The 25,409-nt window shown below is 68.0% G+C and carries 24 protein-coding genes and 3 pseudogenes; 20 read left to right on the forward strand and 7 right to left on the reverse strand.

Translation table 11 applies throughout. The features are described 5' to 3' along the window. Positions 1 to 168 precede the first annotated feature (168 nt). A complete protein-coding gene (locus tag ACIBGM_RS41425; RefSeq protein WP_360530882.1) occupies positions 169 to 765 on the forward strand; it encodes a sigma-70 family RNA polymerase sigma factor in 597 nt (198 codons plus the stop codon). Then, positions 762 to 1,241 (forward strand): hypothetical protein, encoded by a 480-nt coding sequence (locus ACIBGM_RS41430; protein WP_360530885.1) that lies wholly within the window; start codon positions 762 to 764, stop codon positions 1,239 to 1,241. Before ACIBGM_RS41425 ends, ACIBGM_RS41430 begins: the two co-directional genes overlap by 4 nt. An 8-nt stretch (positions 1,242 to 1,249) precedes the next feature. Here the strand turns inward: ACIBGM_RS41430 and ACIBGM_RS41435 are convergent, their stop codons facing one another. Next, the gene (locus ACIBGM_RS41435) at positions 1,250 to 3,868 is read right to left on the reverse strand and encodes a CHAT domain-containing tetratricopeptide repeat protein (protein ID WP_360530888.1); all 2,619 of its coding nucleotides are present in this window, start codon (positions 3,866 to 3,868) and stop codon (positions 1,250 to 1,252) included. A gap of 41 nt (positions 3,869 to 3,909) precedes the next feature. Between ACIBGM_RS41435 and ACIBGM_RS41440 the strand changes: the two genes are divergently transcribed. Beyond that, positions 3,910 to 5,316 carry a S8 family peptidase gene (locus tag ACIBGM_RS41440; RefSeq protein ID WP_396388666.1) on the forward strand — a complete coding sequence of 469 codons (1,407 nt, stop codon included), beginning with the start codon at positions 3,910 to 3,912 and terminating at the stop codon, positions 5,314 to 5,316. Here the strand turns inward: ACIBGM_RS41440 and ACIBGM_RS41445 are convergent, their stop codons facing one another. Next, a complete protein-coding gene (locus ACIBGM_RS41445; protein ID WP_360530894.1) occupies positions 5,317 to 5,922 on the reverse strand; it encodes a hypothetical protein in 606 nt (201 codons plus the stop codon). It lies immediately after the preceding gene. 223 nt (positions 5,923 to 6,145) lie between these two features. On the opposite strand from ACIBGM_RS41445, the gene ACIBGM_RS41450 reads away from it, so the two are divergent. Beyond that, positions 6,146 to 7,231 carry a hypothetical protein gene (locus ACIBGM_RS41450; RefSeq protein WP_396388667.1) on the forward strand — a complete coding sequence of 362 codons (1,086 nt, stop codon included), beginning with the start codon at positions 6,146 to 6,148 and terminating at the stop codon, positions 7,229 to 7,231. Between the two features lie 211 nt (positions 7,232 to 7,442). On the opposite strand, the gene ACIBGM_RS41455 is transcribed toward ACIBGM_RS41450, so the two are convergent. Then, the gene (locus ACIBGM_RS41455) at positions 7,443 to 7,616 is read right to left on the reverse strand and encodes a hypothetical protein (protein ID WP_396388668.1); all 174 of its coding nucleotides are present in this window, start codon (positions 7,614 to 7,616) and stop codon (positions 7,443 to 7,445) included. Between the two features lie 157 nt (positions 7,617 to 7,773). On the opposite strand from ACIBGM_RS41455, the gene ACIBGM_RS41460 reads away from it, so the two are divergent. The 9 genes from ACIBGM_RS41460 to ACIBGM_RS41500 all read left to right on the forward strand — a co-directional run bounded on the left by ACIBGM_RS41460 (position 7,774) and on the right by ACIBGM_RS41500 (position 15,028). After that, positions 7,774 to 8,943 carry a sensor histidine kinase gene (locus ACIBGM_RS41460; protein ID WP_396388669.1) on the forward strand — a complete coding sequence of 390 codons (1,170 nt, stop codon included), beginning with the start codon at positions 7,774 to 7,776 and terminating at the stop codon, positions 8,941 to 8,943. Continuing rightward, complete coding sequence (locus ACIBGM_RS41465; RefSeq protein ID WP_396388670.1) at positions 8,940 to 9,626, forward strand: response regulator; 687 nt, start codon at positions 8,940 to 8,942, stop codon at positions 9,624 to 9,626. Before ACIBGM_RS41460 ends, ACIBGM_RS41465 begins: the two co-directional genes overlap by 4 nt. 142 nt (positions 9,627 to 9,768) lie before the next feature. Further along, complete coding sequence (locus ACIBGM_RS41470; protein WP_396388671.1) at positions 9,769 to 10,665, forward strand: ABC transporter ATP-binding protein; 897 nt, start codon at positions 9,769 to 9,771, stop codon at positions 10,663 to 10,665. Continuing rightward, a complete protein-coding gene (locus ACIBGM_RS41475) occupies positions 10,662 to 11,459 on the forward strand; it encodes an ABC transporter permease (protein ID WP_396388672.1) in 798 nt (265 codons plus the stop codon). Before ACIBGM_RS41470 ends, ACIBGM_RS41475 begins: the two co-directional genes overlap by 4 nt. A gap of 172 nt (positions 11,460 to 11,631) precedes the next feature. Then, positions 11,632 to 12,129 carry a SigE family RNA polymerase sigma factor gene (locus ACIBGM_RS41480; protein WP_396388673.1) on the forward strand — a complete coding sequence of 166 codons (498 nt, stop codon included), beginning with the start codon at positions 11,632 to 11,634 and terminating at the stop codon, positions 12,127 to 12,129. Next, positions 12,126 to 13,211 carry a hypothetical protein gene (locus ACIBGM_RS41485; RefSeq protein ID WP_396388674.1) on the forward strand — a complete coding sequence of 362 codons (1,086 nt, stop codon included), beginning with the start codon at positions 12,126 to 12,128 and terminating at the stop codon, positions 13,209 to 13,211. The genes ACIBGM_RS41480 and ACIBGM_RS41485 overlap by 4 nt, the downstream gene beginning before the upstream one ends. 69 nt (positions 13,212 to 13,280) lie before the next feature. Beyond that, positions 13,281 to 13,931, forward strand: a complete 651-nt coding sequence (locus ACIBGM_RS41490; RefSeq protein ID WP_396388675.1) for a hypothetical protein — start codon at positions 13,281 to 13,283, stop codon at positions 13,929 to 13,931. 121 nt (positions 13,932 to 14,052) lie between these two features. After that, positions 14,053 to 14,250: a hypothetical protein gene (locus tag ACIBGM_RS41495; RefSeq protein WP_360530923.1), complete on the forward strand. Its 198-nt coding sequence runs from the start codon at positions 14,053 to 14,055 to the stop codon at positions 14,248 to 14,250. 127 nt (positions 14,251 to 14,377) lie between these two features. Further along, positions 14,378 to 15,028, forward strand: coding sequence for a TMEM175 family protein (locus ACIBGM_RS41500; RefSeq protein ID WP_360530926.1), 651 nt, complete (start codon positions 14,378 to 14,380; stop codon positions 15,026 to 15,028). Between the two features lie 86 nt (positions 15,029 to 15,114). Here the strand turns inward: ACIBGM_RS41500 and ACIBGM_RS41505 are convergent, their stop codons facing one another. The 3 genes and pseudogenes from ACIBGM_RS41505 to ACIBGM_RS41515 form a co-directional block, all read right to left on the reverse strand. Then, positions 15,115 to 15,717 carry an MMPL family transporter gene (locus tag ACIBGM_RS41505; protein ID WP_396388676.1) on the reverse strand — a complete coding sequence of 201 codons (603 nt, stop codon included), beginning with the start codon at positions 15,715 to 15,717 and terminating at the stop codon, positions 15,115 to 15,117. Continuing rightward, positions 15,650 to 16,153, reverse strand: a pseudogene (locus ACIBGM_RS41510) (MMPL family transporter); the annotation flags it as partial. The pseudogene ACIBGM_RS41510 and the gene ACIBGM_RS41505, both read right to left, overlap by 68 nt. Before the next feature lie 55 nt (positions 16,154 to 16,208). After that, positions 16,209 to 16,460 (reverse strand): annotated as a pseudogene (locus ACIBGM_RS41515) (MMPL family transporter); the annotation flags it as partial. 537 nt (positions 16,461 to 16,997) lie between these two features. Between ACIBGM_RS41515 and ACIBGM_RS41520 the strand changes: the two are divergent. From ACIBGM_RS41520 to ACIBGM_RS41540, 5 genes and pseudogenes are all read left to right on the forward strand, one after another. Beyond that, positions 16,998 to 17,213: a hypothetical protein gene (locus ACIBGM_RS41520; protein ID WP_360530932.1), complete on the forward strand. Its 216-nt coding sequence runs from the start codon at positions 16,998 to 17,000 to the stop codon at positions 17,211 to 17,213. A gap of 671 nt (positions 17,214 to 17,884) precedes the next feature. Then, positions 17,885 to 18,022 (forward strand): annotated as a pseudogene (gene gvpJ, locus ACIBGM_RS41525) (gas vesicle protein GvpJ); the annotation flags it as partial. A gap of 706 nt (positions 18,023 to 18,728) precedes the next feature. Then, the gene (locus ACIBGM_RS41530; RefSeq protein ID WP_396388677.1) at positions 18,729 to 20,381 is read left to right on the forward strand and encodes a caspase domain-containing protein; all 1,653 of its coding nucleotides are present in this window, start codon (positions 18,729 to 18,731) and stop codon (positions 20,379 to 20,381) included. A 464-nt stretch (positions 20,382 to 20,845) separates the two neighbouring features. Next, a complete protein-coding gene (locus ACIBGM_RS41535) occupies positions 20,846 to 21,247 on the forward strand; it encodes a hypothetical protein (protein ID WP_360530938.1) in 402 nt (133 codons plus the stop codon). 75 nt (positions 21,248 to 21,322) lie between these two features. Then, positions 21,323 to 22,093: a trypsin-like serine protease gene (locus ACIBGM_RS41540; protein ID WP_360530941.1), complete on the forward strand. Its 771-nt coding sequence runs from the start codon at positions 21,323 to 21,325 to the stop codon at positions 22,091 to 22,093. Between the two features lie 304 nt (positions 22,094 to 22,397). Here the strand turns inward: ACIBGM_RS41540 and ACIBGM_RS41545 are convergent, their stop codons facing one another. Continuing rightward, entirely contained in the window at positions 22,398 to 23,099 is a 702-nt protein-coding gene (locus ACIBGM_RS41545) for a serine hydrolase domain-containing protein (protein WP_360530944.1), read from the reverse strand. A gap of 362 nt (positions 23,100 to 23,461) precedes the next feature. On the opposite strand from ACIBGM_RS41545, the gene ACIBGM_RS41550 reads away from it, so the two are divergent. Then, the gene (locus tag ACIBGM_RS41550; RefSeq protein ID WP_396388678.1) at positions 23,462 to 24,235 is read left to right on the forward strand and encodes a class I SAM-dependent methyltransferase; all 774 of its coding nucleotides are present in this window, start codon (positions 23,462 to 23,464) and stop codon (positions 24,233 to 24,235) included. Positions 24,236 to 24,574: 339 nt separating this feature from the next. Further along, positions 24,575 to 25,366 (forward strand): class I SAM-dependent methyltransferase, encoded by a 792-nt coding sequence (locus ACIBGM_RS41555; protein ID WP_396388679.1) that lies wholly within the window; start codon positions 24,575 to 24,577, stop codon positions 25,364 to 25,366. Positions 25,367 to 25,409: the final 43 nt, after the last annotated feature.

Genomic DNA, 25,409 nt, shown 5'->3' on the forward strand with positions numbered 1-25,409 from the left:
ACGGCGATCGCAAGGAGGTTCGAGATGGCCAGACCGACGTGCGTCACCGCCGTCACCGCCCGCCGCCGGCAGCGGTGCGGGCGAAGTGCAGCCCATGGACGGTCCTGTTGTTCTCGGCAAGAATGCCGGAGGGGGCGAATGGCAGCCGACCGTCCGGGGGCCACTGCGATGGACCAGAAACGGCAGCTCGACAATCCTGCGCTGGTCGCAGGAGTGCGGTCCGACGACCCTGCCGCCTGGGCAGCGCTGACGGATCGCTACACGAATCTGCTGTGGTACATCGCGCGCGGAATGCGACTGAACCAGGAGGATGCGGCCGACGCCATCCAGACCACGTGGCTGCGCCTGGTCGAGCGGATCGACACCGTTCGGCAGCCGGAGAGCATCGGAAGCTGGCTCGCCACCACGATGCGGCGCGAGTGCCTTGCGGCGTTGCGGCGCCGATCCAAGGTGGTCGTCTCCGAGACGTGGGAAGACTTCGCGGATGACGCAGACCCGCTGGACGACGGGTTGCTGCAACGCGAGCAGGACTCCGCCCTGTGGCGAGCCTTCCGGTCCCTGAAGCCGCGCTGCCAAACGCTTCTGCGGGTCCTGCTGGCTGACCCGCCACCCAGCTACACCGAAGTCGCGGCCGCGCTGGACATGCCGCTCGGAAGTGTCGGCCCGACCCGGCAGCGGTGCCTGACGTCGCTCCGCGAAATCATGGCGACCGGCTCCTACCCGTTCGACCCCAGCATGACCGAGGCGGGCGGTGACCTCCGATGAGCGCCGACCGAGACGAGGCGCTGCTGGCGTGGTTGCGACAGGTCGCCAACGAGGCGGATCCGGTGCCCGAGGTGATCAGCGCCGCAGCGCGCGAGGCGATCAGGATGCACGACCTCGACGGTGAGCTCGCCGAGTTGATCGCCGACTCCTCCGGAACCACGCCGGACCTGCAGTACGACGTCGTACGACGAGCGACACCGGACGCGACCGCGGACCGGCTGCTGTCATTCGAGGGTGGTGGGGTCCGGGCCGAGCTGGAGATCGTGCCTGGCGACGACGGGCTGACGGTCATCGGGCAACTCATCGGCGCATCGCCGGACGGCTGTGAGCTCGAGTACGGCGACGGTCGCCGCGAGGCGCTGGAGTTGGACGAGCTCGGGCGCTTCCTGCTCGATCGGAGGCGAGGTGGTCCGGTGCGGATCAGGTGCCGATCTGTCCGCGGGAGTCCGGTCACCACCTCCTGGGTCAACCTGTGACGGCCCTCTCACCGGCCGAGCGCGACGAACGACAAGGCCGTCGCGACCGCGACCGGGTCGTCGCCGACCTTGCTGCGGGCTTCGTTCAGCGCGACGCCGAACGAGGCCCGATCACGCAGCTGCTGGTGGAAGTCGACCATCAGCGCAGCGGTCGTCTTGTCGTTGACCGGGACGACACTGGCCAGCAGGCTGGCGGTCCCGAGCGGGACCAACGCGGACACTGCGCCGAGCAGCTCGTCCGCGCCGATCGGAGCCGCGACGCCGGACTCGCAGCTGGACAGCACGAGTCGCAGCGGCGCGCGCCGGAGCCTGCCGAGGTCGTAGAGCGTCAGCGGCCCGTCGTCCAACGCGATCGCGGAGAACAGCGGGTTGTCGCGCCGGAAGAGTCCGTGGGCCGCGATGTGTGCGGTCCAGGCGCCGTCGAGTGCGGTGAGGGTGTTGTCGGCCGTGGCCTGCCCGTCGGTGAGGACGACCGAACCGGGGTACTCGCGCCCGATCTCCTTCATCTCGCTCCGCCCACCGTCGAGGCCGGGGCCGACGACGAGCGCGACCCGGCGCTGCCGGGGGACCGGCAGCTGACCGGCCCGCAGCCAGACCGACGCCGAGGGCGCGACGACGACCGGACTCGATCGCAACGCCGGCAACATCGCCCAGGGCACCGCGTGCAACGCCGCCGGCGGTACGACGAGGACGGGCCCGTCGTCGAGATCATCAGCGGCCGGCCCCAGCAGCACCTGCTGCAACCGCAGCCCAGCAGCATCCAGTCGTTCGAGAGCCCCAGCCGGCGCCCGGCCATGGGCGAGCCGACGCAGCATGAACAGAGCGAGCTCGAGCTCCCGGACGGCGGTCCCGACCGGTCCGACCGGGTACATCCGCACCCGCCGCCCGACGACTGTGATCGCGTAGAGCAGGCCGTCGACGGCGGCGAGCTCGACCAGCCGATGGTCACCGAGTCCGTCGACCACGGCGCCGACGTCGGCCGTGGTGTCGCGGTGCTGCGCATCGGACTCGCGAGCGCGCAGGCGCCTGGTCCGCGCCCGGATGGACGACTCGAGCCGGCCGCTTTCGAGCCGGAGGCGATCGGTGTCGCCGTCCGCGCCGAGCGCCGCGTCCAGTCGGCGCGCGACGTTGCGCAGCGCCGCGAGGTCCGCCGCCAGCTCGGGATCGTCCGGCGGCCGGACCGGCGGCAAGGCGAGCGCACTGGCCCGCCACTGCTCGCTCCAGCGCAACAGCATCCGCGCGTCGTCCCGTCGTACGGCGTGCCGTTGCGCCAGGGCGGCGAGTTCGATGCCGTAGCCCGCGGCGTGTGCGCGCAACTCCGGCGCGGCCAGGGATCGCTGATGGTCGGCGGCCGCTTCGAGCCCGTGCCGGCAGGCGATCAGAGTCGCCGCCGTGGCTCCGCGACCCTCGGCGCGCAGCGCTTGCGCAAGCCAGCCGGCCGCATGACCGAAGGTGGGACCGCGGTGGCGGAAGCGTGCCGCGCGGGCGAGGTGTCGGTCGGCGTCGTCGGGGTGGCCGTCGGCGGCAGCGAGGTGACCGGCCAGCAGGTGCGCCGCGGGTGCTTCCGAAGCGTTCAGCTCGTCGAGTTGGTCGGCGAGTCGTCCGGCCTTGGCAGTGAGGCGGGCACCATGCTTTCCGGCGTCGTACTGCGCTTGGATCATGACGAAGGTCGCGCGGGCGAGCCAGCCTTGCCGGTCCTGTCGCCGGAAGAGTTCGGCAGCGGCCAGTGCGCGTTCCTCGGCAAGTTCGAGTCGGCCGGCGGCCAGCGCGGCCTGCGCCGCGGCGAACAGCAGCTCCGCCGTCTCGGCCCCTTTGCTGCGGCGATGCAGGTGGTCCTGCAGGACATGTTCGGTCGCGGTGACCGCTTCGGTCGCCAGACCGGCAGCGAGCAGTACGGCGCAGCGGTCGATCTCGAGACTGGTCCACTCGGTCTGCAGCGCGGCGTAGCGGGCAGCCGCCTCGTCGAGGAAGCCGAGCGCCGCGGGCAGATCGCCGGCTTGGAACGCCACGTCCGCGCGGTTGTGCACGAGCATCGCCGACTCCAGCTCCTGCCCGGTGGCCGCCGACAGACGTTCGGCCACCACCAGGTCGCGGTCGGCGTGGGCAGCCTGGCCCATGGCGGCGTACACGAGGAACCGGTGAGTGCGGGCGCGGGCCTCCCAGACCTGGTCGCCGCCACGACGCAGCAGCGTGATGGCCTGGCGCAGGTCGGTGAGCGCTTCGTCGTACCGGCCGACGACGCGGAGCAGGTAGCCACGGCGGGTCAGCACCCGGCCGGCGGCGAGCCCTCTGCTGTTGGCGATCGCCTGGTCCAGCGCGGCGAGGCCCTCCTTCGGTTTGCCGCCGAGACCGAGGGTGAGCCCGAGGGTGGCCTGGACGTCCGCGATGCGACCCGGGTCCGCCGACTTCTCGGCCTGGCGCAGGGCACGGCGGAGCTCGGCGACTGCCTCGGCCTGGCGGCCGGAGTCGCGCAACACGATCGCCTTGGCCTGGTGAGCGATCGACGCGGTCACGGCATCCGGCGACCCGTCGAGCAGCGCGGTGGCGGAGGTGAAGGCCTCGGCGGGCCGGGACAGCGCGAGCGGTAGCAGGTACTCGTGACCTTGCTGTCCACGGTCGGCTGACATTCAAGGAGTCTAAGGAACTCGATGGGGAACTGGGAGGGCCAATGGCATCGAACGACGCGACCGGCACCGGGGACGAGCCTGCAGCGACGGAGGACCTGACCAAGACACGGCAGGGCGTTCAGCGGGCCCGGCTGCGCGACAAGTTCGACCGCGACGCCGAGCAACCGCGGAAGGTGGACGAGGGGAGGAGCCGCCGGACCGAGGAAGGTGCGGACTTCCTGTACGAGAAGGGCGCCGTGCTCGTCCGCGAGGAGTACTTCGACAAGGTGCGGGTCATCCTCGAACGGCTGTTCCTGTTCCCGATCGACGACGACCGGCGGCCGCAGCCGATCATCTCCGGTGTCCGGCTGATCCGCCTCCGCACGGACATCAACCCGCAGCTGGACACGATCCAGGTGCTGAACCTGATCCGCGACGGCGGCGCCGTCCCGATCAACCGTCCCCAGCAGGAAGGCAGTCCGGAGCAGACCGAGGGGTCAGCGGATGACGAGGACCGGCCGATCGTCACCATCACCGGGCTCGGCGCCGGTGCGGCCAACCTGAACCACCTCGTGCACATCACCGGCAACGGCGGCGGCTGCCCGGCGTCCGAACCCGAACCGATGCCGGCCGGCAGTGCGCCGTACCCCAGCCTCAGCTCCGACCGCTGCGCCGGCGAGGGCGTGAAGGTGGTCGTCGTCGACACCGGTCTCGACGAGTCGGCCCGGGAACGGAGCCGGTGGCTGCAAGGCGTGGAAGGTGACGACGACCTCGGTGCGAACGGCACGACCATCGACACCTACGCCGGGCACGGGACGTTCATCGCCGGGATCATCCGCTCCATCGCGCCGCTTGCCGAGGTCTACGTCAAGCGGGTGTTCGGCTTCGGGGACGGGGTGCTGGAATCCGATCTGGTGCAGGCGCTGGACGACGTGCTCGAGGAACACCACCCCGACATCATCAGCATGTCGGCCGGGACCTACACGTACGACGCGACCGGGCTGCTCACCTTCCCGGTGTTCCACGAACGCCGGCTGAGCCACCACAAGGGCGTCGTCATGGTGGTTGCGGCGGGCAACGACAGTGACCGGAAGCCGTTCTGGCCGGCGGCGGCGCCGTACACGGTGTCCGTCGGCGCGCTCGGCACGTACTGGCGCGGCCGCGCGGACTTCAGCAACTTCGGCGGCTGGGTCGACGTCTACGCGCCCGGCCAGGACCTGGTGAACGCGTTCCCGGTCGGGACCTACACGTACACCGAGCCACCGCACGACGCCACCGGACGGGTCGAGCAGTTCTACGGGATCGCGAAGTGGAGTGGTACGTCGTTCAGCACGCCGGTCGTCTCGGGGTTGATCGCGGCCCGGATGTCGCGGACCGGTGAGAACGGCCAGGACGCGGCCGCCGCCCTCATCGCCGAGGCACAGGCGGCGGCCCAACATGGTGTCGGTGCCGTGCTGCTGCCGGAGTAGTCAGCGCCGGTCGGCGCTCGGGGTCGTCTCGTCGTCGGGGACCTGGGTCTCCTCGGGCGGGGTCGCGCCCAGCATCGGCCGGAGCCGGCGCATCGCCTGGTCGGTGAACAGGCCGGCCAGGCACCCCGCCATCACCAGGACCGTCACGCCGGCCGTGGAGGTCGTCTCGTCGCCGATGCTGATCAGACCGGTGTTGAAGGCAACGACGACGACCGCTCCGAGCAGTGCGGACCAGACCGGGCGGAGCAGGTACCACCACACGAACCCGCGTTCGAGGGTCTCCAGACCGGCTCGCTGCGCGAAGACCATGCTCTGGTGGATGACGCTGCCGACGGCGCCGGCCGCTGCTCCGACGATCAGCAGCGACATGTTCAGGGTGGTGGTGAAGTCGGGTCCCCACCAGTGCACCGTCCGGGTCGCGACGAGGTCCGGCCCGGCGAGCTCCTGCGCGGACACCAGCCGCTCGGCGATCCCGTACGCGGCGACGAGCCCGACCAGGGTCAGGACGGCCTCGGCGAAGTTGATCGTGCCGATCATCCGCCGGGTGAACGGCTTCATCGCCGGCCCGCGCCGCGGGCGCGGACCCGGTGCTGCTGTGGTGGTCACGTCGATCCCTCTGTTTCCTTGGTTCTCCGACGCGGTGCGGGGGCGCCTCCCCCTGGTGTGTCACCAGGCGACCCGCACACCGCGTCAGCCCTCCCCCCGGACTCGATAGTCGGAGTCGCGAACCGGTCGCCAAATACATCGGCTTGACCACGTATTTGAAACGGTGGTCACGCCTCCGGTCGGCGAAGGCTGTCTTCGGGGGTGAACCACCATGTGGAAAACCATGGAACCGCAGCGAAACCGGCGGCCGCTCAGCCGGCAGATCAAGGACACGCACGCCTTCAGCGGCAAGTCGCTGTTCTTCGCCGTCCTCGCGTCGGTCGTGTGCTCGGCGATCGTTCCGGCGCTGGGCGCGGGACGGACCGCGACGGTGCTGGGCGCCGCGCTGAGCCCGCTGGTCGTGGCCGTCATCAGCACGCAGGGACCAGGGCTGGCCCGGACGATCGGCATCGCTTCGCTGAGCGCGGTCGCACTCCTGATCACCATCAGCGGGTTCACGATTCCAGAGGCGATCGCCGGCAACGGATCCCTGACTGCCACTGGCTCCGGCACCTTCGTGACCACCAAACGCAGCCCGACCCCGACACCGCCGCAGGTCCAGGCGGCGCCCGCCGGGAAGCCTACGACGATCCGCCAGCCGACATCCCAGCCGACCTCTGCACCGACCTCTCAGCCGACGTCGGAACCGACGAGGACACCCTCTCCGACCCCCAAACCCTCATCATCAGAGCTGGTCGAGCTGCCGGCGAACCGGCAATGCCCCGACGTCCCGGCCGGGGAGGCCAAGGCCTGCAAGCAGATCGGCATCCGCAACACCGGCACCACCAACGTCCAGATCGCCACCGTCAGCCTCGACGGCGACCAGGCTTCCGCCTTCACCCTCACCAAGGTCTGCAACGGCACCCTGAAGCCAGGCACGGCGTGCTCGATCCGGCTGCGCTTCGAACCGATGGGACTAGGGGCCCACGAAGCCGTCCTCGTCGTACGCCTGGATCCCGGCAACGTCGAACGCCGCGTCACCATCACCGGAAACGCCACCGGCTCCGAGACCGGCACCTGCCTGAGCGGTTACCTCTTCCGACGTGCGACCCCTGACGACACGGTCTGCGTGACGCCCGACGAGCGAGCCCTGACCCAGCAACAGAACGCCGCCCACATCCGAGCGCACCTGGCCACCGCCAACGGCACCTGCGTCGAAGGCTACGTCTGGCGCGAAGCCGTCCCCGGCGACCACATCTGCGTAACCCCCGAAGAACGCACCGCCGCCCAACGCCTCAACGCGCTCCACTCCGAACGAGTAGCCCACTAAGCCTGCGGGCGGGTCGAGTGGTGGGGGCCCGACCCGCCCGTCAGCTCTTCCTTGAACCAAAGCCGACGCCTCGCGTACTCAACGCCGCTGGATATCGCTTACCGATCTCATGGAGGAGACATGCGAATCGCAGTACGCGCGGCAAGCGCCCCGAGCCATTGGATCGTCGAGGACCTCCACCGGGACTGCTGACCGCCGTCAATCCTGTTGGTCAGGAGTGCGGGTGCGCCTGGGTCAGGTCGCGGCAGACGGTGGTCATCGCGTCCAAGTCGGTCCGGGTGGGCGCGGGAGCGTCGCTGAAGTCACCGGCGTAGTAGCCGTTGTGCGGGTGGATCGAACCGGTCCAGATACCGGTCTCGACCTCGACGATCAACGATCCTGCCATCTCGTCCACCTCCTCGGGTTCCGATGGTCACGACGCTAGGCGGCCGGCACCCGGCGGCGCGTCGTCGGAAGGCCGTGTTCGTGCGGGCACCAAGCGATGAACCGCAGTACTACCTTGGTAGGACGCAGACAACGTTGTGCTGTCGTACGTTGACGAGGTGAGCCGAGCGCGGCTGTTCTTCTCGAAGTACGGTCTCGACCTGCTGATTGTGATCGCGGCGGTCGAGAGCGCGATCGCTACGGCGCTGAGCGACGCCCCGGGTCGCCCGACCGGCGTGTTGCTGTGGCTCGAGGTGCTGGTGGTCGCTGCGATCGTCCTGACCCTGCTTGCACGCCGCCGTTTCCCGTTCGCCGCGCCGGCGGTCACCTGGTTGGCGAGTGCGGCGGTGTCGTTCGCGGACGGCCGGCTCATCGTCGACAAGGCCGGGCTCTTCCTCGCGGGAATGGGCGCTGCCCTGCTGCTCGGCAACTCCCGCAGCGATCGCCAGGCACGCATCGGCCTGGCGATCGTGCTCAGCGGCGCCGCGATCGTCATCTACAACGACCCGCTTCACCAGCGCGGCGACATCATCTTCACGCCGGTGCTGTTCGCGATCGGCTGGCTCCTCGGCTTCGCCCTGCGGCAGCGCACCGAGCGGACCGAGGCTGCCGAGGAGCGCGCGACTCGGGCCGAGCGGGAGCGGGAGGCTGCGGCTCGCGTCGCGGTGGCCGAGGAGCGCGGCCGGATCGCACGAGAGCTCCACGACGTCGTCGCGCACGCCGTCAGCGTGATGGTTCTCCAGGTGGGGGCCGTGCGGCACCGGATGCCCCTCACCGACACGGAGGATCGGGAGACGCTCAGGAACGTCGAGCACGCCGGACGTACGGCGCTCGCGGAGATGCGCCGCCTGCTCAGCGCGATGCGGCAGGACGGGGACGAGCTCGAGCTCCTGCCGCACCCTGGACTCGACAACCTCGACGCACTCGCGGACGACGTACGGGCTGCGGGGCTCCCGGTGAAGCTCGAGATCCGGGGTGAACCGTTCCCGCTGCCGCCCGGCCTCGACCTCTCTGCCTACCGCATAGTGCAGGAGGGATTGACCAACGCCCTCAAGCACTCCCGCGCCAGCCACGCGGAGGTGGACGTGGACTACTCCGCGACAGAGCTCCTGCTCGAGGTGCGTGACGATGGCCCGGGCGGCCCGTCCGCCGAAGCCGGTCTCGGCCACGGACTGGTCGGTGTCCGCGAGCGGGTCAAGATCTTCGGCGGGGACATGACCGCGGGCGCTGCGCGGACCGGTGGCTTCGTGCTCCGCGCGCGGCTTCCATTGGACGGCGGTGCCAGATGACCATCCGCGTTCTCGTGGTCGACGACCAGTCGATGGTCCGGGCGGGATTCCGGCTGCTGCTGGCCGATGAACCCGACCTGGAGGTCGTGGCGGAGGCGAGCAACGGCCGCGAGGCCGTGGCCCAGGCGGCCCGGTTCCACCCGAACGTCATCCTGATGGACATCCGGATGCCAGAGCTCGACGGGCTCGAGGCGACCCGGCGGATCCTGGCGGCCGACGCGTCCGCGCGGATCCTGATCCTCACCACGTTCGACCTCGACGACTACGTCTACCAGGCCCTGCGCGCCGGTGCGAGTGGGTTCGTCCTCAAGGACGACCCTCCGGAACAGCTGATCGCCGCGGTGCGAACCGTTGCCGGCGGGGATGCGCTGCTGTCGCCGACCATCACCAAGCGGGTGATCCAGCACTTCACCCGCCTGCACCCGCAGGCGCCGCCGAAGGCCGTGAACACCTTGACCACCCGCGAGCTGGAAGTGTTCCGCCTGATCACGCAAGGCCTTTCCAACGCCGAGATCGGGCAGCAGCTCTTCATCAGCGACACGACGGTCAAGACTCACGTCACCCGCCTGCTGCAGAAGCTCGATCTGCGCGACCGCGCGCAGGCGATCGTCCTCGCTTATCAGACGGGCCTGTTCGATGCGTCCGATCCGGGGCTGCAGCAGGGTTCCGACGGCGCACGCTGAGAACTCCTACTTGAGTAGGACATCCGGCTCGTCGGCTGGTCTGAGGTGATCGCGACCTCGTGACGACGCGCTCCGGCCGTCGCATTCCTAGCGTTTGAGGTACGGGGGCAACCAATCCCAACCACGCCAGGAGCAATCGCGAATGATCACCATCGACTCGCTGTCCAAGAAGTACGGCGCCAACACGGTCGTCGACTCCATCAGTTTCGTCGCGCCACCCGGCCGGGTGACCGGTTTCCTCGGCCCGAACGGGGCCGGCAAGTCGACCTCGATGCGGATGATGGTCGGCCTGACCACGCCGACGTCCGGGCATGCCACCATCGCCGGCCGCAGGTTCGCCGATCTTCCGAACCCCGGACGTGAGGTCGGCGTGATGCTGGACGCTTCCGCGCAGCACGCCGGCCGGACCGGCCGGGAGACCCTCACCATCGCGCAGCGGATGATGGGACTACCCGCTCGTCGGGTCGACGAGCTGCTCGAGCTGGTCAGCCTCACCGGGACCGAGGCCGACCGCCGGGTGGGCACCTACTCGCTCGGGATGCGTCAGCGGCTCGGCATCGCCACCGCCCTGCTCGGCGACCCGGCCGTGCTGATTCTCGACGAGCCGGCCAACGGGCTCGATCCGGCCGGCATCCGCTGGATGCGGGACCTGCTCCGCGACTACGCGGACCAGGGCGGGACCGTCCTGCTGTCCTCGCACCTGCTGCGCGAGATCGAGGTCGTCGCCGACGACATCGTGATGATCGGCAAGGGCAAGATCGTCTGCCAGGGCTCCAAGGCACAGCTCCTGCAGTCCGCGGGCACCGTCGCCCGGGCCGGGGACGTGTACGCCCTCAAGCGGGCCCTCGACACCTCCGGGGTCCACACCACCGTCTCCGATGACGGCGCCCTGCGCACCGACGCGCCCTCGGAGTGGGTCGGTCGCGTGGCTCAGGAGGCAGGCGTGGCGCTGGTCGAGTTGCGCACCGCCGACGGCGGGCTGGAGGAGATGTTCCTGCAGCTCACCGCAGACACCCAACGAGAAAGGAAAGCAGCATGACCGCCATCGCCGTCCGCCCCGAGACAGGCCGGCGCGTCGACGTCGGCGCCGTACCCTTCGGTCGCGTCGTCAGCGTCGAACTGCGCAAGATGTTCGACACCCGATCAGGCTTCTGGCTGATGGCGAGCATCGTCATCACCGCCCTGCTCACCACGATCGGAACGATCGCGTTCGCCCCCGACGCGAGCCTCACGTACTACACCTTCGCCAAGGCGATCGGATTCCCGATGACGGTGGTGCTGCCGATGATCGCGATCCTGTCGATCACCGGCGAGTGGAGCCAGCGCAGCGGTCTGACGACGTTCACGCTGGTGCCGCGCCGTACCCGGATCGTGGCGGCCAAGGTGGTCTCGTCGGTCGCCGTGGCCGTCGTCTCGATGCTGTTCGCCTTCGCGATCGGGGCCGTCGGCAACGTGATCGGAACCGCGATCGCCGGGACGGACATGGTGTGGGACGTGTCGTTCGCCGAGGCCCTCAACATCCTGCTGGGCAGCCTGCTCTGCCTGCTGACCGGCACCATGCTGGGCATGGTGATCCGCAGGTCGGCGGGGGCACTGGTGACGTACTTCGTCTACGCGTTCCTGCTGCCCACCGTCTCCGGCGTCCTGGCCTCCAGCCAGGAGCGGTTCCGGGACCTGCAGCCGTGGGTGGACCTGAACTACGCCCAGGCCGCCCTGTTCGAAGGCACCCTCACCGCCGAGCAGTGGGCCAACATCGCCGTCACGGCGACGGCCTGGATCCTCCTGCCGGCTCTCCTCGGCCTCCGCCTGGTGATGAAGTCCGAGGTCAAGTGACCCCGAACCACTCCGACCACCTCTGGCCCTGTCGCCCCCACCCAGCGACAGGGCCAGAGCCCGGTCACTTCGACGCAACTTCGCAGCTTGTGTCATCCATGCACTCGTTCCAACCGGTCTTCTGGGGTGTGACCATCGGAGTTGGCAGGCCTGTCCTGCGTCAGGGGGACCGATGACGGCAGCGGAGGGATTTGACGCGTTCGTCACGGCACGGTCACGCCAGTTGCTTCGTACGGCGTACCTGCTGACCCACGATCACGCATTGGCCGAGGACCTGGTCCAAACCGCGTTGGCCAAGGCGTGGTTCGTGTGGAACCGGATCGAGGCGGACGACCCGGGACCCTACGTGCGGAAGGTCATGGTCAACACCTACGCGTCGTGGTGGCGGCGACGGTGGAACGGTGAGCAGAGCACCGCCGAGCTTCCTGACACCGGCGAGCCGACGACCGGCGCCGAGGAACGGAGCGACCTGTGGCGTGCGCTTCGCCGGCTGCCGAAGCGGCAGCGCGCGGTGATCGTGCTCAGGTTCTACGAAGACCTCACCGAGACCGAGACCGCGCGGGTCCTCGGCTGCACGATCGGCACCGTGAAACGCCATTCCACCAGGGCGCTTGCCAAGCTGCGGCTGGACCCGGCGCTGGACCGATCAGGGCAGGAGGCGAACCGATGAACCTCGACGACCTGCGGGGCGAACTCCGGACACGCTCTCGAGAAGCTGACCGGAACGACCCGGACCTGTTCCCTGGCATTCAGCGCAAGATCCGGATCGTCCGGCGCCGCAGTACCGGCGTCATCGTCGGCGCGGCGGCGGTTGTGGCCGCACTGGCACTCGCGGCTCCAGCCCTGCTCGACCACGACGGCGCACGACCGAACAACCCGGTCGATCGCCCGACGCCAGGCGTGATCGTGTCACCACCACCCGGCGACGTGTTGGCGGCCGGCGTCACCTACCGCAAGACCTTCGGCGGCCGCACACTGCTCGCCGCAGTCATCGGCGAGCCCGGCCAGGACTCGATCACGCTGCGCTGGAAGGTCTCCACGACGAACATCGTGCTGTATCAGTACTGCGCCGACCCTGGCGCACCACAGCCCAGCGACACCCCCAACGAGCTGCCTTGGGTGGCCTTGTCACGCGAGCGAGGACCGCTGATCATGACGGGACCCTGCACACCGCCGTCCTCGCCCGACCCGGTGGTGCTACCCGTGGACAGCTATGCCCGTGGACTTGCCAACCTGGAACAGCGCCGTGCCATCACCGTTGGCTCGACGTTGGCGTTGACCTTCTCCTTCAAGAAGTCGCCCGAACCCGGCGGCATGGAGCCGAGCTCGCGGGTCCGTCTCGCTCTCGCCATCTACGAGCGCGGCGAAGAACGGCACGTCGCCGGACATGAACTCCAGGTCGTCGAAGAGATCGACGGCACGACCTACCGGCTCGCAGCCGTCAAGAGTGCAGCGGTGCGGCAGGGTGCCACGGTGAGCGTCCCGACGCCGGCTGATCGTCGCTTCGTCGTGCGACTCGGCGGATCCGATTTCGCCGACGGGGTTCGATTCCGCATGGAGGGCATCGATCCGGAGGGCCGCCGCTATCCCTGGGTCGATCAGAACGGCAGCTTTCCGGCCGTCGGACCCTTCTTCGGCCCGGTCTCCGGGACGGTGGACGCACGGCCGGCGGGCGTTGCGACAGCACGAGTAGTCTCCGCACCAACCAGCAGGGGCACGATGTATATCGCCGTTTACGAACCCGTCCGGTGACCCGGGCAGGCATGGCGTGGGTTTCGCGGTAGCTACCCAAGGCCGGAGGCGTCGGCAAGGATGCCTGCCATGAAGCATCCGTACGAGTCACTGCCCGAAAACCCGCAGGCGGCCATCACGATCATGACCACCGAGCACTTCAACCTGCAGACAGCGCGGTCGGCCACCATTTCGGAGTCCAACGGGCGTACCAGCATTTTTCTCGGGGCCGTGTCGGCCGGCCTGGTGGCGCTCGCGTTCGCCGGGCAGACGTCGCGGAGCACGCTGCTGACGTTCGGGCTGGTGCTGTTCCCGGTGCTGAGCTTCCTCGGCCTGGTCACGTTCGAGCGCGTGCTGCAGTCCTCGATCGAGGACACGCTCTATCTGCAGCGCATCAACCGGATCCGGCGCTTCTACCACGAAGCGGCTCCCGGGCTCAGTGGCTACCTCGGCGTTGCCGCCCCCACCGACGACATCGCCGCCGTATTGGCTCTCGATGGCTACCTGCGGTCGCGCTGGCAGGTCGTGCTGAGCGCCGTCGGCATGGTCGGCGTGATCAACAGCGTCCTGCTCGGCGCTGTCGGTGGCTTCGCGGTCGCCGCGATAGCGGGCGGGGCACTGTGGCTGCCGATTCTGGTGGCCGCCGTGGTGTTCGCAATCGCCGTGGTGCTCCACCAGCGCTATCAGCTCCAGGCCCGCGGCCGGAAGCCGTTCCCATTCGCAGCGGAGCCGCGATCCTGACCGCTGTCGCCTGCGGGTAGACCTAAGTCCACCGAGGTTGGGGTGGCAACGCCAGTGCTCGCGAGGACAGTGCGGACGATCGTGGAGATATCCCCGAGGAACCGTGCGGAAGGAGCCTCCGATGTTCACCACCACCACCGAGCACCAAGTGATCGTGACGCTGCTGGCTGCCGGCAAGCCGGTTTGGTACGTCGCCGCCGTGGTCAAGTGGCATCCGCATGACGTGTACTCCGTCGGCGCCGCGTACGGCTATCCGGACCGGATCCGGCTGCGGCAGGCGGTCGAGCAGTTCGCTGTCTTCGGTCCCGACGCCGCGTGAAATCTTCGGGCTCCTGACAGCTTTCATCACCTACTGAACAGCCGGCTGTCTGATCGGACTCCAGCGATTCCGCCTAGGCTGTGGCGAAGTCTGTCGCGGGACGGCTCGAAGGGGTCACAATCGCGCCGTGGCCACCCAGCCGGACCTCGCCGACACGTCCCGGATCGAGGCATTCAGCGACGGAGTCTTCGCGATCGCGATCACCCTGCTGGTGATCGAGTTGCACCCGCCCGAACTCGATCCTGGTGAAGGCCTGTGGCCGGCCCTGCTGCATGAGTGGCCGCAGTTCGCGGCTTACCTGACCAGCTTCGCGGTCATCGGCATCATGTGGGTCAACCACCACTCGATGTTCCGGCAGATCCAGCGGGCCGACCGCGAGCTGATGTTCCTCAACCTGCTGCTCCTGCTCTGGACGGCGCTGCTGCCGTTCCCGACGAACCTGTTCGCGGAGCACCTGCTGGACGACTCCGCCAACGCCAACGTCGCGGCCGCCGTCTACAGCACGAACCTCACCCTCGCGGCGATCGCGTTCAGCCTGATCTGGTGGCACGTGCTGCGCAAACACCTGGTCGATCACAACCTGAGTCCGGCGCAACAACGCAGATCGGTTCTCCGCTTCTCGGTCGGCACCCTGTTCTACGCACTGACGATCGGCCTGTCGTTCGTATCGGCCCCGCTCACCTTGCTGGTGCAGTTCCTGCTCGCCCTGTACTACGGCTTCGAACAGGTCCGCGCTGACCGCACGCCGTCGACCACACCCTTCACTGAAAGCGATTGATCCTCACACCTCGGCCGACCCCAAGCTGCTCGCGTTGAGACATCTACACATCTCGGGTGTAAATCAGCTCGCACATCTGCTACTGCCTAGACAATCACTTGCGCAGTAGTGGCTCCGGGGCCGCTTGATGGACGAGTTCCTGGCTGTCGATTTCCCCATCGACTGCGCCGCGATGGGGTGGTTGGTGGCGCAGGACTCGGCGCAGCGCCGAGGGCAGGTACCAGGTTCGGTGGCCGAGGATCGCGAGTGTGGCGGGGACCGATGAGCAGCCGGACGAGCGTGACGTCGACCAGGATGGCGACTGCCATGCCGACTCCGATAATCTTGACCATGATGATGGGGTCGGCGGCGAACCCTGCTGCTACTGCGATCATGATGGCAGCGGCGCAGGTGATCACCTTCGCGCTCGACGCGAGTCCTTCGATGATGCTGTCGCGGTGTCCCAGTCCGGCGGTGTCGGCTTCCTTGACTCGGCTGAGCTGAAGACCTCGTAGTCGGTGGACAGTCCGAACAGGATCGTGAACAGAACCACGGGTGCCCAGGCCGCGATTGGTACGGGTCCGGCCAGTCCGAGCAGTTGGGCGCCGGCCGGGGTTTGGAACCCACGGTGAGCGCCCCGAACGAGGCGGCGACCGACAAGAGGTTTGCCAGCACGGCCTTGACTGCGAGGACGAGGGATCCGAAGACACCGATCAGCAGTACGAGGGTGGCGGCCAGTACTGCGGCGATCACCAGCCACAGGTGGTCGCCGAGGGTTGTGGTCATGTCGACGATTCCGGCTGTGGGGCCGGTCAGCTCGACGCCGCCGGGGAGGGTGTCGTGCAGCCGGTGTGTCAGGTCGTACGTCGATTGGTCCTGTGGTCCTGTGGTCGGTATGAAGTTCAGTACCGCTGTTGTGCCGTCGCCGGACACGACGGGAGGCGTCACGGTGGCTACTCCGGGGACCGAGCCGAGTTGCTTGGCCAGGGTGGTGGGGGAGGCCTGGGACGTGTCGATGACGACGTGAGCGGGCCGTTCGCGCCGGGGCCGAATGGGTCGGCGACCAGGTCGTAGGCTTGCCGGGTCGGATTCGAGGCGAGCTCGCTGCCGGCGTCGTTCTGGCCGAGTCGCATGCCGAGTGCTGATGCGCCAGGGTGAGCAGTGCGAGCAGACCGATGCAGAGGGCGGTGACTGGCCGGCGAACGACCGTCCTGGTGGCGCGCTCGGCCCAGGCGGACCGGAATGAGCCCGGGGCGCGCGTGCCGCGTCGGGTTCGGCGGGGTAGGACCCGGTCGCCCAGGGGTACCAGGGCGGCGGAGAGTAGGGTGCTGGCTGCGGTCAGGGTCGCAAGGACGACCAGGCCGGCGGCGACACCCATCGAGGCGAAGCTGGGGATGCCGCTGAAGGCCAGACCGGTGATGCCGACGAGGACGCACAGGTCGGCGTACACCACGGCGTGGCCGCGGTCGAAACCGTGCGGACGCCGTCAAGCTCGTGCAGCGACCGGAGGCTTCACATCTGAGCTGCTTGAGCTCGATGCGGAACGCTCCATAGCTGTGATCGTCGATATTCTCCACCGAGTGCGGCCCCTCGGGCTCCAGCCACCCGGCCCGCGGGCCGGACCCGGCGACAGGAGGCTGGTCCGATGAGGTGAACGTCAAGGTGTCGCCGGTGTAGTAACGGATCCGTGCCGGCCGGTGTACCACCATGATGCTCGGCCAGGGGTGAGTGTGGACCGGCTCGCGCGACTCCGGCCACGACGACCTGCTTGCTGACTGCGGGGTGACGAGTGGACAGCGGCGCTCGCGGTGCCTGTCTGCGCGGCGAGGCCGCCGACGCGCCCATCATGCAGTCGAAGTGACATGATCTAGGGCTGGACGGGAATGTGCGGGGCGGCATCGGGCACAGGGAAGCAAGTAGCGCGTCAGGGATCGTCTGCCGGGGGAAGGACGCGGCCGGCGCGGTGCATGATCCGATCCGAGGAGCAACGATGAGCCCCAACCCTACCCAGCCCGTCAAGAAGGCGGCGAAGAAAACCACAGGATCGACCACCGCGGCGGCGAGCACGGTCAAGCCAAGCCGGCTGACGAAGCGGATGGTCAAGGCGCTGCCCCTGAGTTGGGGCCACAGGATCAAGCTTTTCCTGGCCCGCCTCTGGGCCAAGCTGAAGACGTGGCGCCTGCGTCGGCGCGTGCGGAACGTCTAGGCGCCCCAGACACAACTGAGCTGGCCGTCCGCCGAAGCGCGTGCGTTCGCCGTTGCACAGAGAGTACGTCGGTCTGCACGGAACACCGCGCGGGAGGACATGAAGGTACTTGAAGGTTGCCTGGCTGACAGACGGATCTCCCGGTACGCCGTCGACGTACGGCGAAGGCCTGGTCGAGGGCAGCGTTGCGTCACCCACCGCAGCCAGATTGTCGGTCCAGGACTGGCCGTTCTGTACCCGTTCCGGCCGGGCGTCGCGTCCGGTGAGCCGGCTGCTTCGGTTGACGTAGGCAATCAGTTGCTGAAGGCAAGCAGTTCTGGAGTGAGGACTGCCTGCACAACGGAGGCTGCCCTGGCAGCAGCCTAGGTCGGTGCCCCAACGCGAGTAGCCGTAGCCCGCCTACGGACCGTCCGCGACTTCCGTCAGCCTCGCGCCCGGAGGGTTTGGGCGTTGGGTACCGACCGAGTCTCTTCCCGATTTGGGTGGCTGGGGGCAGCCCGCCGTCGCGGAGGCCCTGCATCTCGTGTCGCCCGATGCGGCATCGAGACCCCCAACGCAGGGCCTCCGTCTACACAGTCGACCCAGAAGGGAGACCAACGATGGTCTCGGCCTCAGGCCCTCGCCGCTCCGGCGGCTATCTCGAGCGTCCCGCACCGAGCAGTCTCGCGGACGTGATCGACAGCATCCTCGACAAGGGTCTCGTCATCGATGCCTACGTCCGGGTGTCTCTGGTCGGGATCGAACTGCTCACCATCGACGCACGCATCGTGGTAGCGAGTGTCGACACCTATCTGCGCTTCGCCGAAGCCACGAACCGCCTCGACCTGTACGAGAAGGGCGGAAAGGACCTTCCGGAACTCCTGGCCGACGCGACCGAGAGCAGCTTCGAGGCCGCATCCCGCGGCCTGGTCGACAAGACCCTAGGCGCCCTGACCGGCCGCGACGAGACCCGCCAGCAGCGCAGATGACGCAGTACAACCGAGGAGCGATGAAACCCTAGGCTGAACCCGAAAGGTTCGACTCCGAACAGAGCACGCCGGGCCTAATCAACCTGTTGTTCCGATCGGGGCTGCTGCGAGGCGGCGTCTGCGGGTCGGAGGTCTTGCTCGTCGATGCAGGCGATGCGCCCATCGGGCAGCTGTACGCGCCCCAGCCTGCGACCGCCCCTCGCTGGTTCAAGCGTCCAGCTCGCCGGCGGTCTGCCAGGCGTCGACCGGTTTCGGCGGGCTGACCCGCCGGACCTTCGTTTCCTGGCGCCTTGGACGTCGTACTGCAACTCCAGGTCCGCGGCCAACTCGTGGGCCTGGACATGCGTCAGATCGCGGCCCCGCTGCCCGTTCATGGCGTGGTCCCCACACCAACCAGTCGCCCACGCGATGCACGTACTGCGTGGTGATGCCGCCGGTTTTCGTTATCTGGGTGTTGTCGACGCTTTGAGGCGTTCGTGGACTTGGCGGTCGATGGTGGCCCACACTGAGAGTGAGGATGCGCTCCGGGCCGGGGGGAGGCGGCTGGATGGCTGGGCGGCGCAAGGCGCTGATTGTCGCGAACGACGTCTACGAGCACGAGGGGCTCGGGCGGCTTCGCGCGCCGGCGGCGGATGCGCAGGCTCTCGGCGGCGTTTTGGGTGACCCCGGGATCGGTGGTTTCGACGTCGAGGTCGTCCGCAACGAGTCGGCACACGTGATCCAGGGGCGGGTCGAGGACTTGTTCGCGGACAGTCGGCCCGAGGACGTGTTGCTGCTGCACTTCTCGTGCCACGGCCTCAAGAGCGAGTCCGGGGAGTTGTTCTTCGCGGCGCGCAACACCCTGCCGAACCGGCTGGGTTCCACCGCTGTGTCCGCCGACTTCGTGCAGCGATGTCTGCGGATGAGCAGGTCGCGCAGCATCGTGTTGCTGCTGGACTGTTGTTATGGCGGCGCTTTCGGCCGGGGCGTGACTGTGCGGGCCGCCGGTGATGCCAACGTGCTGGACAGCTTCTCCGGTGGGAAGCTGGGCGGTGGCCGGGGCCGCGCGGTGATCACAGCTTCGAGCGCGACGGAGTACGCGTTCGAAGGTGACCGGCTCGCCGATGACCGCAGCAGTCCGTCCGTGTTCACCGCTGCCTTGGTGGAAGGTCTGGCCAGCGGGGACGCAGATCTCGACCAGGACGGCTGGGTGTCGCTCAACGAGCTCTACGACTACGTCTTCGACCGGGTCCGCGAACGGAATCCTCACCAAACCCCCAGCCGCGACGTGGAGATGCAAGGTGAGCTGTACATTGCCCGCCGCAGTCGTCCGGTCACTGTACCGGCGCCGCTGCCGGCCGAGCTTCGCGAGCTGATCGACCATCCACTGGCCACGGTCCGGGCCGGCGCGGTGCAGGAGCTTGCCGGCCTGCTGCAGGGCAGGAATGCCGGGTTGGCGCTGGCGGCCAGGGTGGCCCTCGAGCGTCTGGCGGACGATGACAGCCGTTCGGTGGCCGCCGCGGCGACGGCAGCGCTGAGTGCCGCCGCCCCAGGCCCGCGCCCGCAGCCTGAACCGCGACCGGAACCGCGGCCGAAGCCGGCCCGCCAGGACCGGTCCGTACGGTCGTGGCGCCGGCGGTTGGTTTACCTGTCCGGCGCAGGAGTGGTCCTCGCAGCCGGGACCGTGGTCGCCTTGCAGCTGGTGAACGACAACGACCCGCCCGGAGGGGGTGGAGCGGCGGCCGACGAGTTCAACGAGGCCTCCCCGTGGCGGCTCAGGGTACGCGGCGCCGGCGGCTGCATCGTCACGGTGAGGAATGTCGACAGCGGCCAACAGAAGGTGTTCGACAATCTCTGGGGGCCTGTGAGCTTCCAGATCGCGGACACCGGCACGTTCGAGGCGAACGCCAGCGATCCCGTCTGCATCGTGACGCATTCCGCCGGTACCGGTCAGATCGCCCTTCCCTTCGCACAGAAGAACGCGACCGGTGACAGTGACGCGTTCACGGTGCCGTCCGGCGACAAAGCCATCGTCCGCGTCGTCGCCTTCAACAGTTACGGTCGTTGCGACTTCGAGTTGCACGACGCCACGGACGGACGCCCCCTCGACTTCGGTGGGACACAGCCGGGAGGCCCCCCGGTCCAACTCGACCCCCGCGGCAGCTCCAAGGTCTACCTCGCCCACTTCTACGGTTGCGACGTTCAGGTGTCCAGCGGCTGAGGAGCAGTGCCGCGCGAGCCGTAGTGGCTGTAGAGATGGGGGAGGGTGCCGCCGCGGCCTACGAACTCCTGCGGGTTGAACTCCGTCCACGGATGCAGGTTCGGGCGGCGGATGGGGGCCCCGATCCGCCGCGCAGATCACTTGATGGAGATGCCGCCTTTGTGCTTGGTGAGCCAGTCGGCGAAGGACTGGAGGGATGGGTTCAGCTTGCGCACCCCCCAACCGCGGATAAAAGGGGCAATGATGCCCTAGCGACCAGCCTCTCTAGGCGTCAGAACTCTGTGTTCGAAGGGACTCCGGCCCCGCTAGCCGACCTCTTTCGACTCCATTTCGCACCACGAATGATCCCACGGCGAGCGACGGTTGGTGGCGGATGGCCAGGCGGGCCGGCCGAACCACCGGTTCAGGTGGAGGTCGAGTCATGGCCTTGGGCGGGCGTGGCAGCGGCCATGCTCTCAGGTCGCGTGGTGCGCGTCCTCCTTACTGCACTGATTGTGCTCGGCGTCGCCGCCACAGGGTGCGCCTATCCAGTAGCTGGCGCCGACCCGGCCGACGCGAACCCGGCGCATCGCGGTGAGCCCACCAGCGATCCGCACGCCCTTCAGCCAGCGGCCGGCACGGCGAAGCTGATCTCTGCCGAACTTCGCGGGATTTGCGTCATCGCCGACCGACCTGACGTGCCTGGATACAGGCGAGACCAGTTCGGCGAGACCTGGACCGACGTCCATGCAGGCCGACCTGCGGCCTGGCCGGTACACCTCGAGTTCGACCTTTCAGACCGCGGGCCGACTGAGGTCGACGTGACGAGATCTGCGGTATTGCACCTGTCGCAGGGGCTGACCATACTGCGAGGGATGGTCGGGTGAGGGGAGTCCGTGATGCGACGAGTTCGGATCGGCCGACTGGCGGGCGCGCTCAGCGCTTTGTCGCTTGTTGCCGGCATGCTGCTGACCGTGCAGCCGGCCGCGGCGATCATTGGCGGGCAGCGCGATGAGGTGCATACCAACGTGGGCGTTGTCCGGTTCACCACCGAGTCGGGTCGGTTCCGCTGTTCCGGCACGCTGATCTCGCCGACGGTGGTGCTCACCGCGGGTCACTGCACGGGGGACACCGGCGCGAGCCCGGCGACCAACGTCTACGTGTCGTTCAACACCGACCTGCCACTCGATCCGCTTGCGCCGGGCATCACCCCGCAGGAGAGAGCGGCGCGCGCGGCGAACTACATCACCGGCACGGCACACCCCGATCCGGGGTGGACCGGCAAGCTGTCGATCTCCAAGCAGCACGATCAGGGCGTCGTGGTGCTGGATGCGCCGGCGGCTTCGAAGTGGCCGGGCATCGTGCCGGCGCCGCTGCTTCCCGTGGGCACGCTCGACGGCAACCAGGGCGCGCTGAAGAACGAGACGTTCACGCTCGTTGGCTACGGCGTTGACATCGGCGCGAAGAAGTCGCAGATCGTCGTGCCGGAGCGGCGCTTCACCACGTCGTTCCTCAAGAACGTGCAGGATGAGGTCGTCACCTTCCAGATCAACGACCGCGACTCCAAGGCCGGCGGGGGCTCTTGCTTCGGTGACTCCGGTGGGCCGGTGTTCCTCGGCCAGTACGTGGCCGGTGATGCCTCCTTCGTGAACTCGCTGACGTGTAACGCGACCGGCGGCTACCAACGGGTCGATACGCCGTACTCGCGTGCCTTCCTGGAGCAGTTCATCTAACCCGGTCAGCCCTACGTAGGGAAGGCGAGCAAGGCAGTGGCCACCTCACGCCGCCGCTGGGCGGTCGTGTCGGGCTGGCCGGCACCGGCTGCTTCGGCCCCGGGCGGGATCACCATGCAGAAGGTAGAGCCCGCGCCCGGTCATGGTTCCTCGCTCGGCGAACGCAATCACCGCATCCACCCCAGATGGAGATACCTCCAGCTCGCCACGCTGCGTGCCGGTCAGCGGCTTCCCATGGCCCCACGCAGCGAGTGTCGTCGGGTGCCACGAGCAGCGGGCGAAACTCGAACCCGGCGCCCAGGGATTATGAGAGCCACGCCACTTGCCACAGCACAGAGGTGGGATCCAAGGCCGACATGTCGAACGGGATCGGAGGCGGAAGTTCGAGGTCGGCGATCCTGTCCCAGTCCTGCTCGCGTGCTCCGATCTGCACGTCGGCACCCAGCGGAGCGGCGAGTTCTTCGGCGACGAACTGGGTCAGCGAGCGGCCGTCGGTGCGCCGTATCAACTCGCCCAGAAGGTGTCTCTGGCTGAGTGCGTGGTATCCGGCGGCGGTGCCGGGGTCCCACCACGGGCGTTGTACGGCGAGCCTTGCGGTAGAGGTCGGTACGTAGAGGTCGGTCAGAGTCACGGGCTGGTCCCAGCCGGACACTCCGGAGGTGTGGCTCATGACGTGCCGGACGAGAATCTCTTCTTTGCCGTTCTGGGCGAACTCGGGCCAGTACGTCGCGACGGGCTCATCCAGATCGAGGATGCCGCGGTCCGCGAGGACCAGGATGGCCAGTGCAGTCACAGTCTTCGTGGTGGAGAAGACGTTGACGATCGTGTCGTGGCGCCACGGCGTACTGCGCTCCGGGTCGCGGTGACCGCCCCACAGGTCGACGACGGTCTCACCATCCACATCGAACGCGATCGACAGCCCGACCTCGTCACCCTGGTCCAAGACCTCCTGCAGTTCGTCATGGACGACACCGAAGCCGTCCTTGACTGTTCCTTGTACTTTCACGACTTCTCCTCCTGGCCGCGCAGCATTTCCTCGGACAGTTGCCACAGGCGCGCGGCGTCTACCAGACGAGTTCGTCTAGATGGTTATGGCCGGAAAGCAGGCGAGCGATGTGGTCCTGCGCCGCTTCGCGTATGTCAGGCTGAGGGTGGTGCGCGTATAGCGCGAGCTCCCCGTACATGTCATAGAAGTTCAACCGCTCGCGCAGATGCTCGCACGCCGGACGACGCGATTCGCGAGTTGCGGCAGTAGCGTGCATCGCCGCACGCACGCATAGCGGCATGACAGGGCGGGTTGCCCTTGCAAACCATTGGTGAACCGACTTGCTCCGCTGATGTACTGATGTCCGACCGTGAGTCTGCCCCGTGTCGGAGGTAGTAGTTGTGACGAGCTATAACGCGCTTGCCGAGGTGTACGAGTGGCTCATCTCAGATGCAAAGCTGGCCCCGGCCGAGTTCGCTGCGTCGTTCGACGACGTCCTCAGTCTCCTGCCGCCGAACGCTCACGTCCTCGATTGTTCGTGCGGAACCGGACAGTTGGCGGTCGGCCTCGCCGGTCTTGGCATGCAGGTGGTCGCAACTGACGCCAGCGAAGCGATGGTTCGTCGGACTGCGGAGTTGTCTGAGGAATTCAGGGCACCTGTCCGGACAGTGCGGGCGGACTGGCAAGAGTTGCCCGACCATTTCGATGACGACACCTTCGACATGGTGTTCTGCGTTGGCAACTCGCTGCACCATGCCGAGGGCGCGAGAGGCCGGGTTGCTGCTCTGGAGTCGATGTCACGGCTTCTGCGCCGTGGCGGGCGCTTGGTACTCACCTCCCGCACCTGGGAACTCGTGAGGGCCAGAGGTTCCCGGCTGGACATCAGTGACCGTCTTGTCCGCCGGAACGGGCGTAATGCCGTCGTGGTCTACCGCTGGGAGATTGCGTCACAGTGGGAGGAGGAGCACCACATCGAGATTGCGGTCGCGCAAGTTGATGCGGCTGGGTCGGTTCTTGTCCGCTCGGAACTGCTGTCGTGCTGGCCCTACCGATACGACGAACTCGCAGCCGAGTTGCACCAGGTCGGACTCCGGACGGAAAGGAGCACGTACAACCCTGAGGCCGAGAACTACATGGTGGTGGCGAGCAAGGTATAGACAACGGGCTCACAGTCCCTGGCCGGACCGCGCGGTTGCTCGCAGGAGGCTTGCGCCCTCTCATCGGCATGTAAGTAGCGTTTGATCGGTAGCACCGGAGTCTCTGCGTATTGAGTTCGGGCGTATTCGGTCCTGATCCGGGCGCCCGCGCGTCGACCGTTGACCGGGCAGGGAAGCGGGGCGGGTGTTGCGGGCACCTCGTCGCTCCGCGCGCAAGAATCGCTCAGTGCCGGCCCGGTGGTGGAACGATCAGCGGTCACCTTCCAGAACGGCCGACAGGCGTTATGCCGGTGGCAGAAGCCCTGTCGGATCATCGACGTGAGGAGGCATTCTGAGACGATGGATCTGGGGTTCGGCGGCGAGGTTGCTGATCTGTATCGCCGATACCGCCGCGGTTATCCGTCAGGGTTGATCCGCGCGTGCGTCGATGCGTTCTCGTTAAAGGGCGACGATCTCGTGATCGATCTCGGTTGTGGCACGGGGCAACTGGCGACACCGATCGCCCCGCATGTTCGGGCCGTGATAGGGGTCGATCCCGAACCAGACATGCTGGCCCACGCCCGCTCAGCCGCCCAGGACCAGGGTGTCACGAATGTGGCGTGGATGGTCGGCAGCGACTCCGACCTTCCGCTGCTGCGATCGCTGTTGGCTGAACAGTCGGTTGGTGCTGTGACGATCGGGCAAGCACTGCACTGGATGGACCATGAGGCGCTGTTTGCCGCGGTCGGTCCGCTCCTAGGTCCTGGAGGTGGTGTCATGGTCGTGGCCAACGGGATCCCGCTGTGGCTGCAGGACTCGGACTGGTCACGGGCGTTACGCGAATGGCTGTCCGACTGGTTGGGCGCGCGTCCAGCCAACAGCTGCGGCACCGACAACGCAACGCAACAGCGCTATCGCCAGAGCCTGACGGCCAATGGCTTCGAGGTCAGCAAGGTCGAGCTCGACTATGCCGACGAGCTCGACTTCGATCACCTACTCGGCGGGATCTACAGCGCGCTACCGGTCGACCGCCTTCCCTCGCCCAAGGAGCGTCCACAGATCGCAGCGGAGCTCCGGGAAGTGCTTCATCCCTATCGGCCGTACATCGAGCAGGTCCCGGTGCGAGCCCTCCTCGGCACGAAGGTCGCGTGAGCAACCAACCAGCCATCTCCTCCCATGGATATCTCGTCGGCTC

The organism is Kribbella sp. NPDC050470, from assembly GCF_044458365.1.
GTDB lineage: Bacteria > Actinomycetota > Actinomycetes > Propionibacteriales > Kribbellaceae > Kribbella.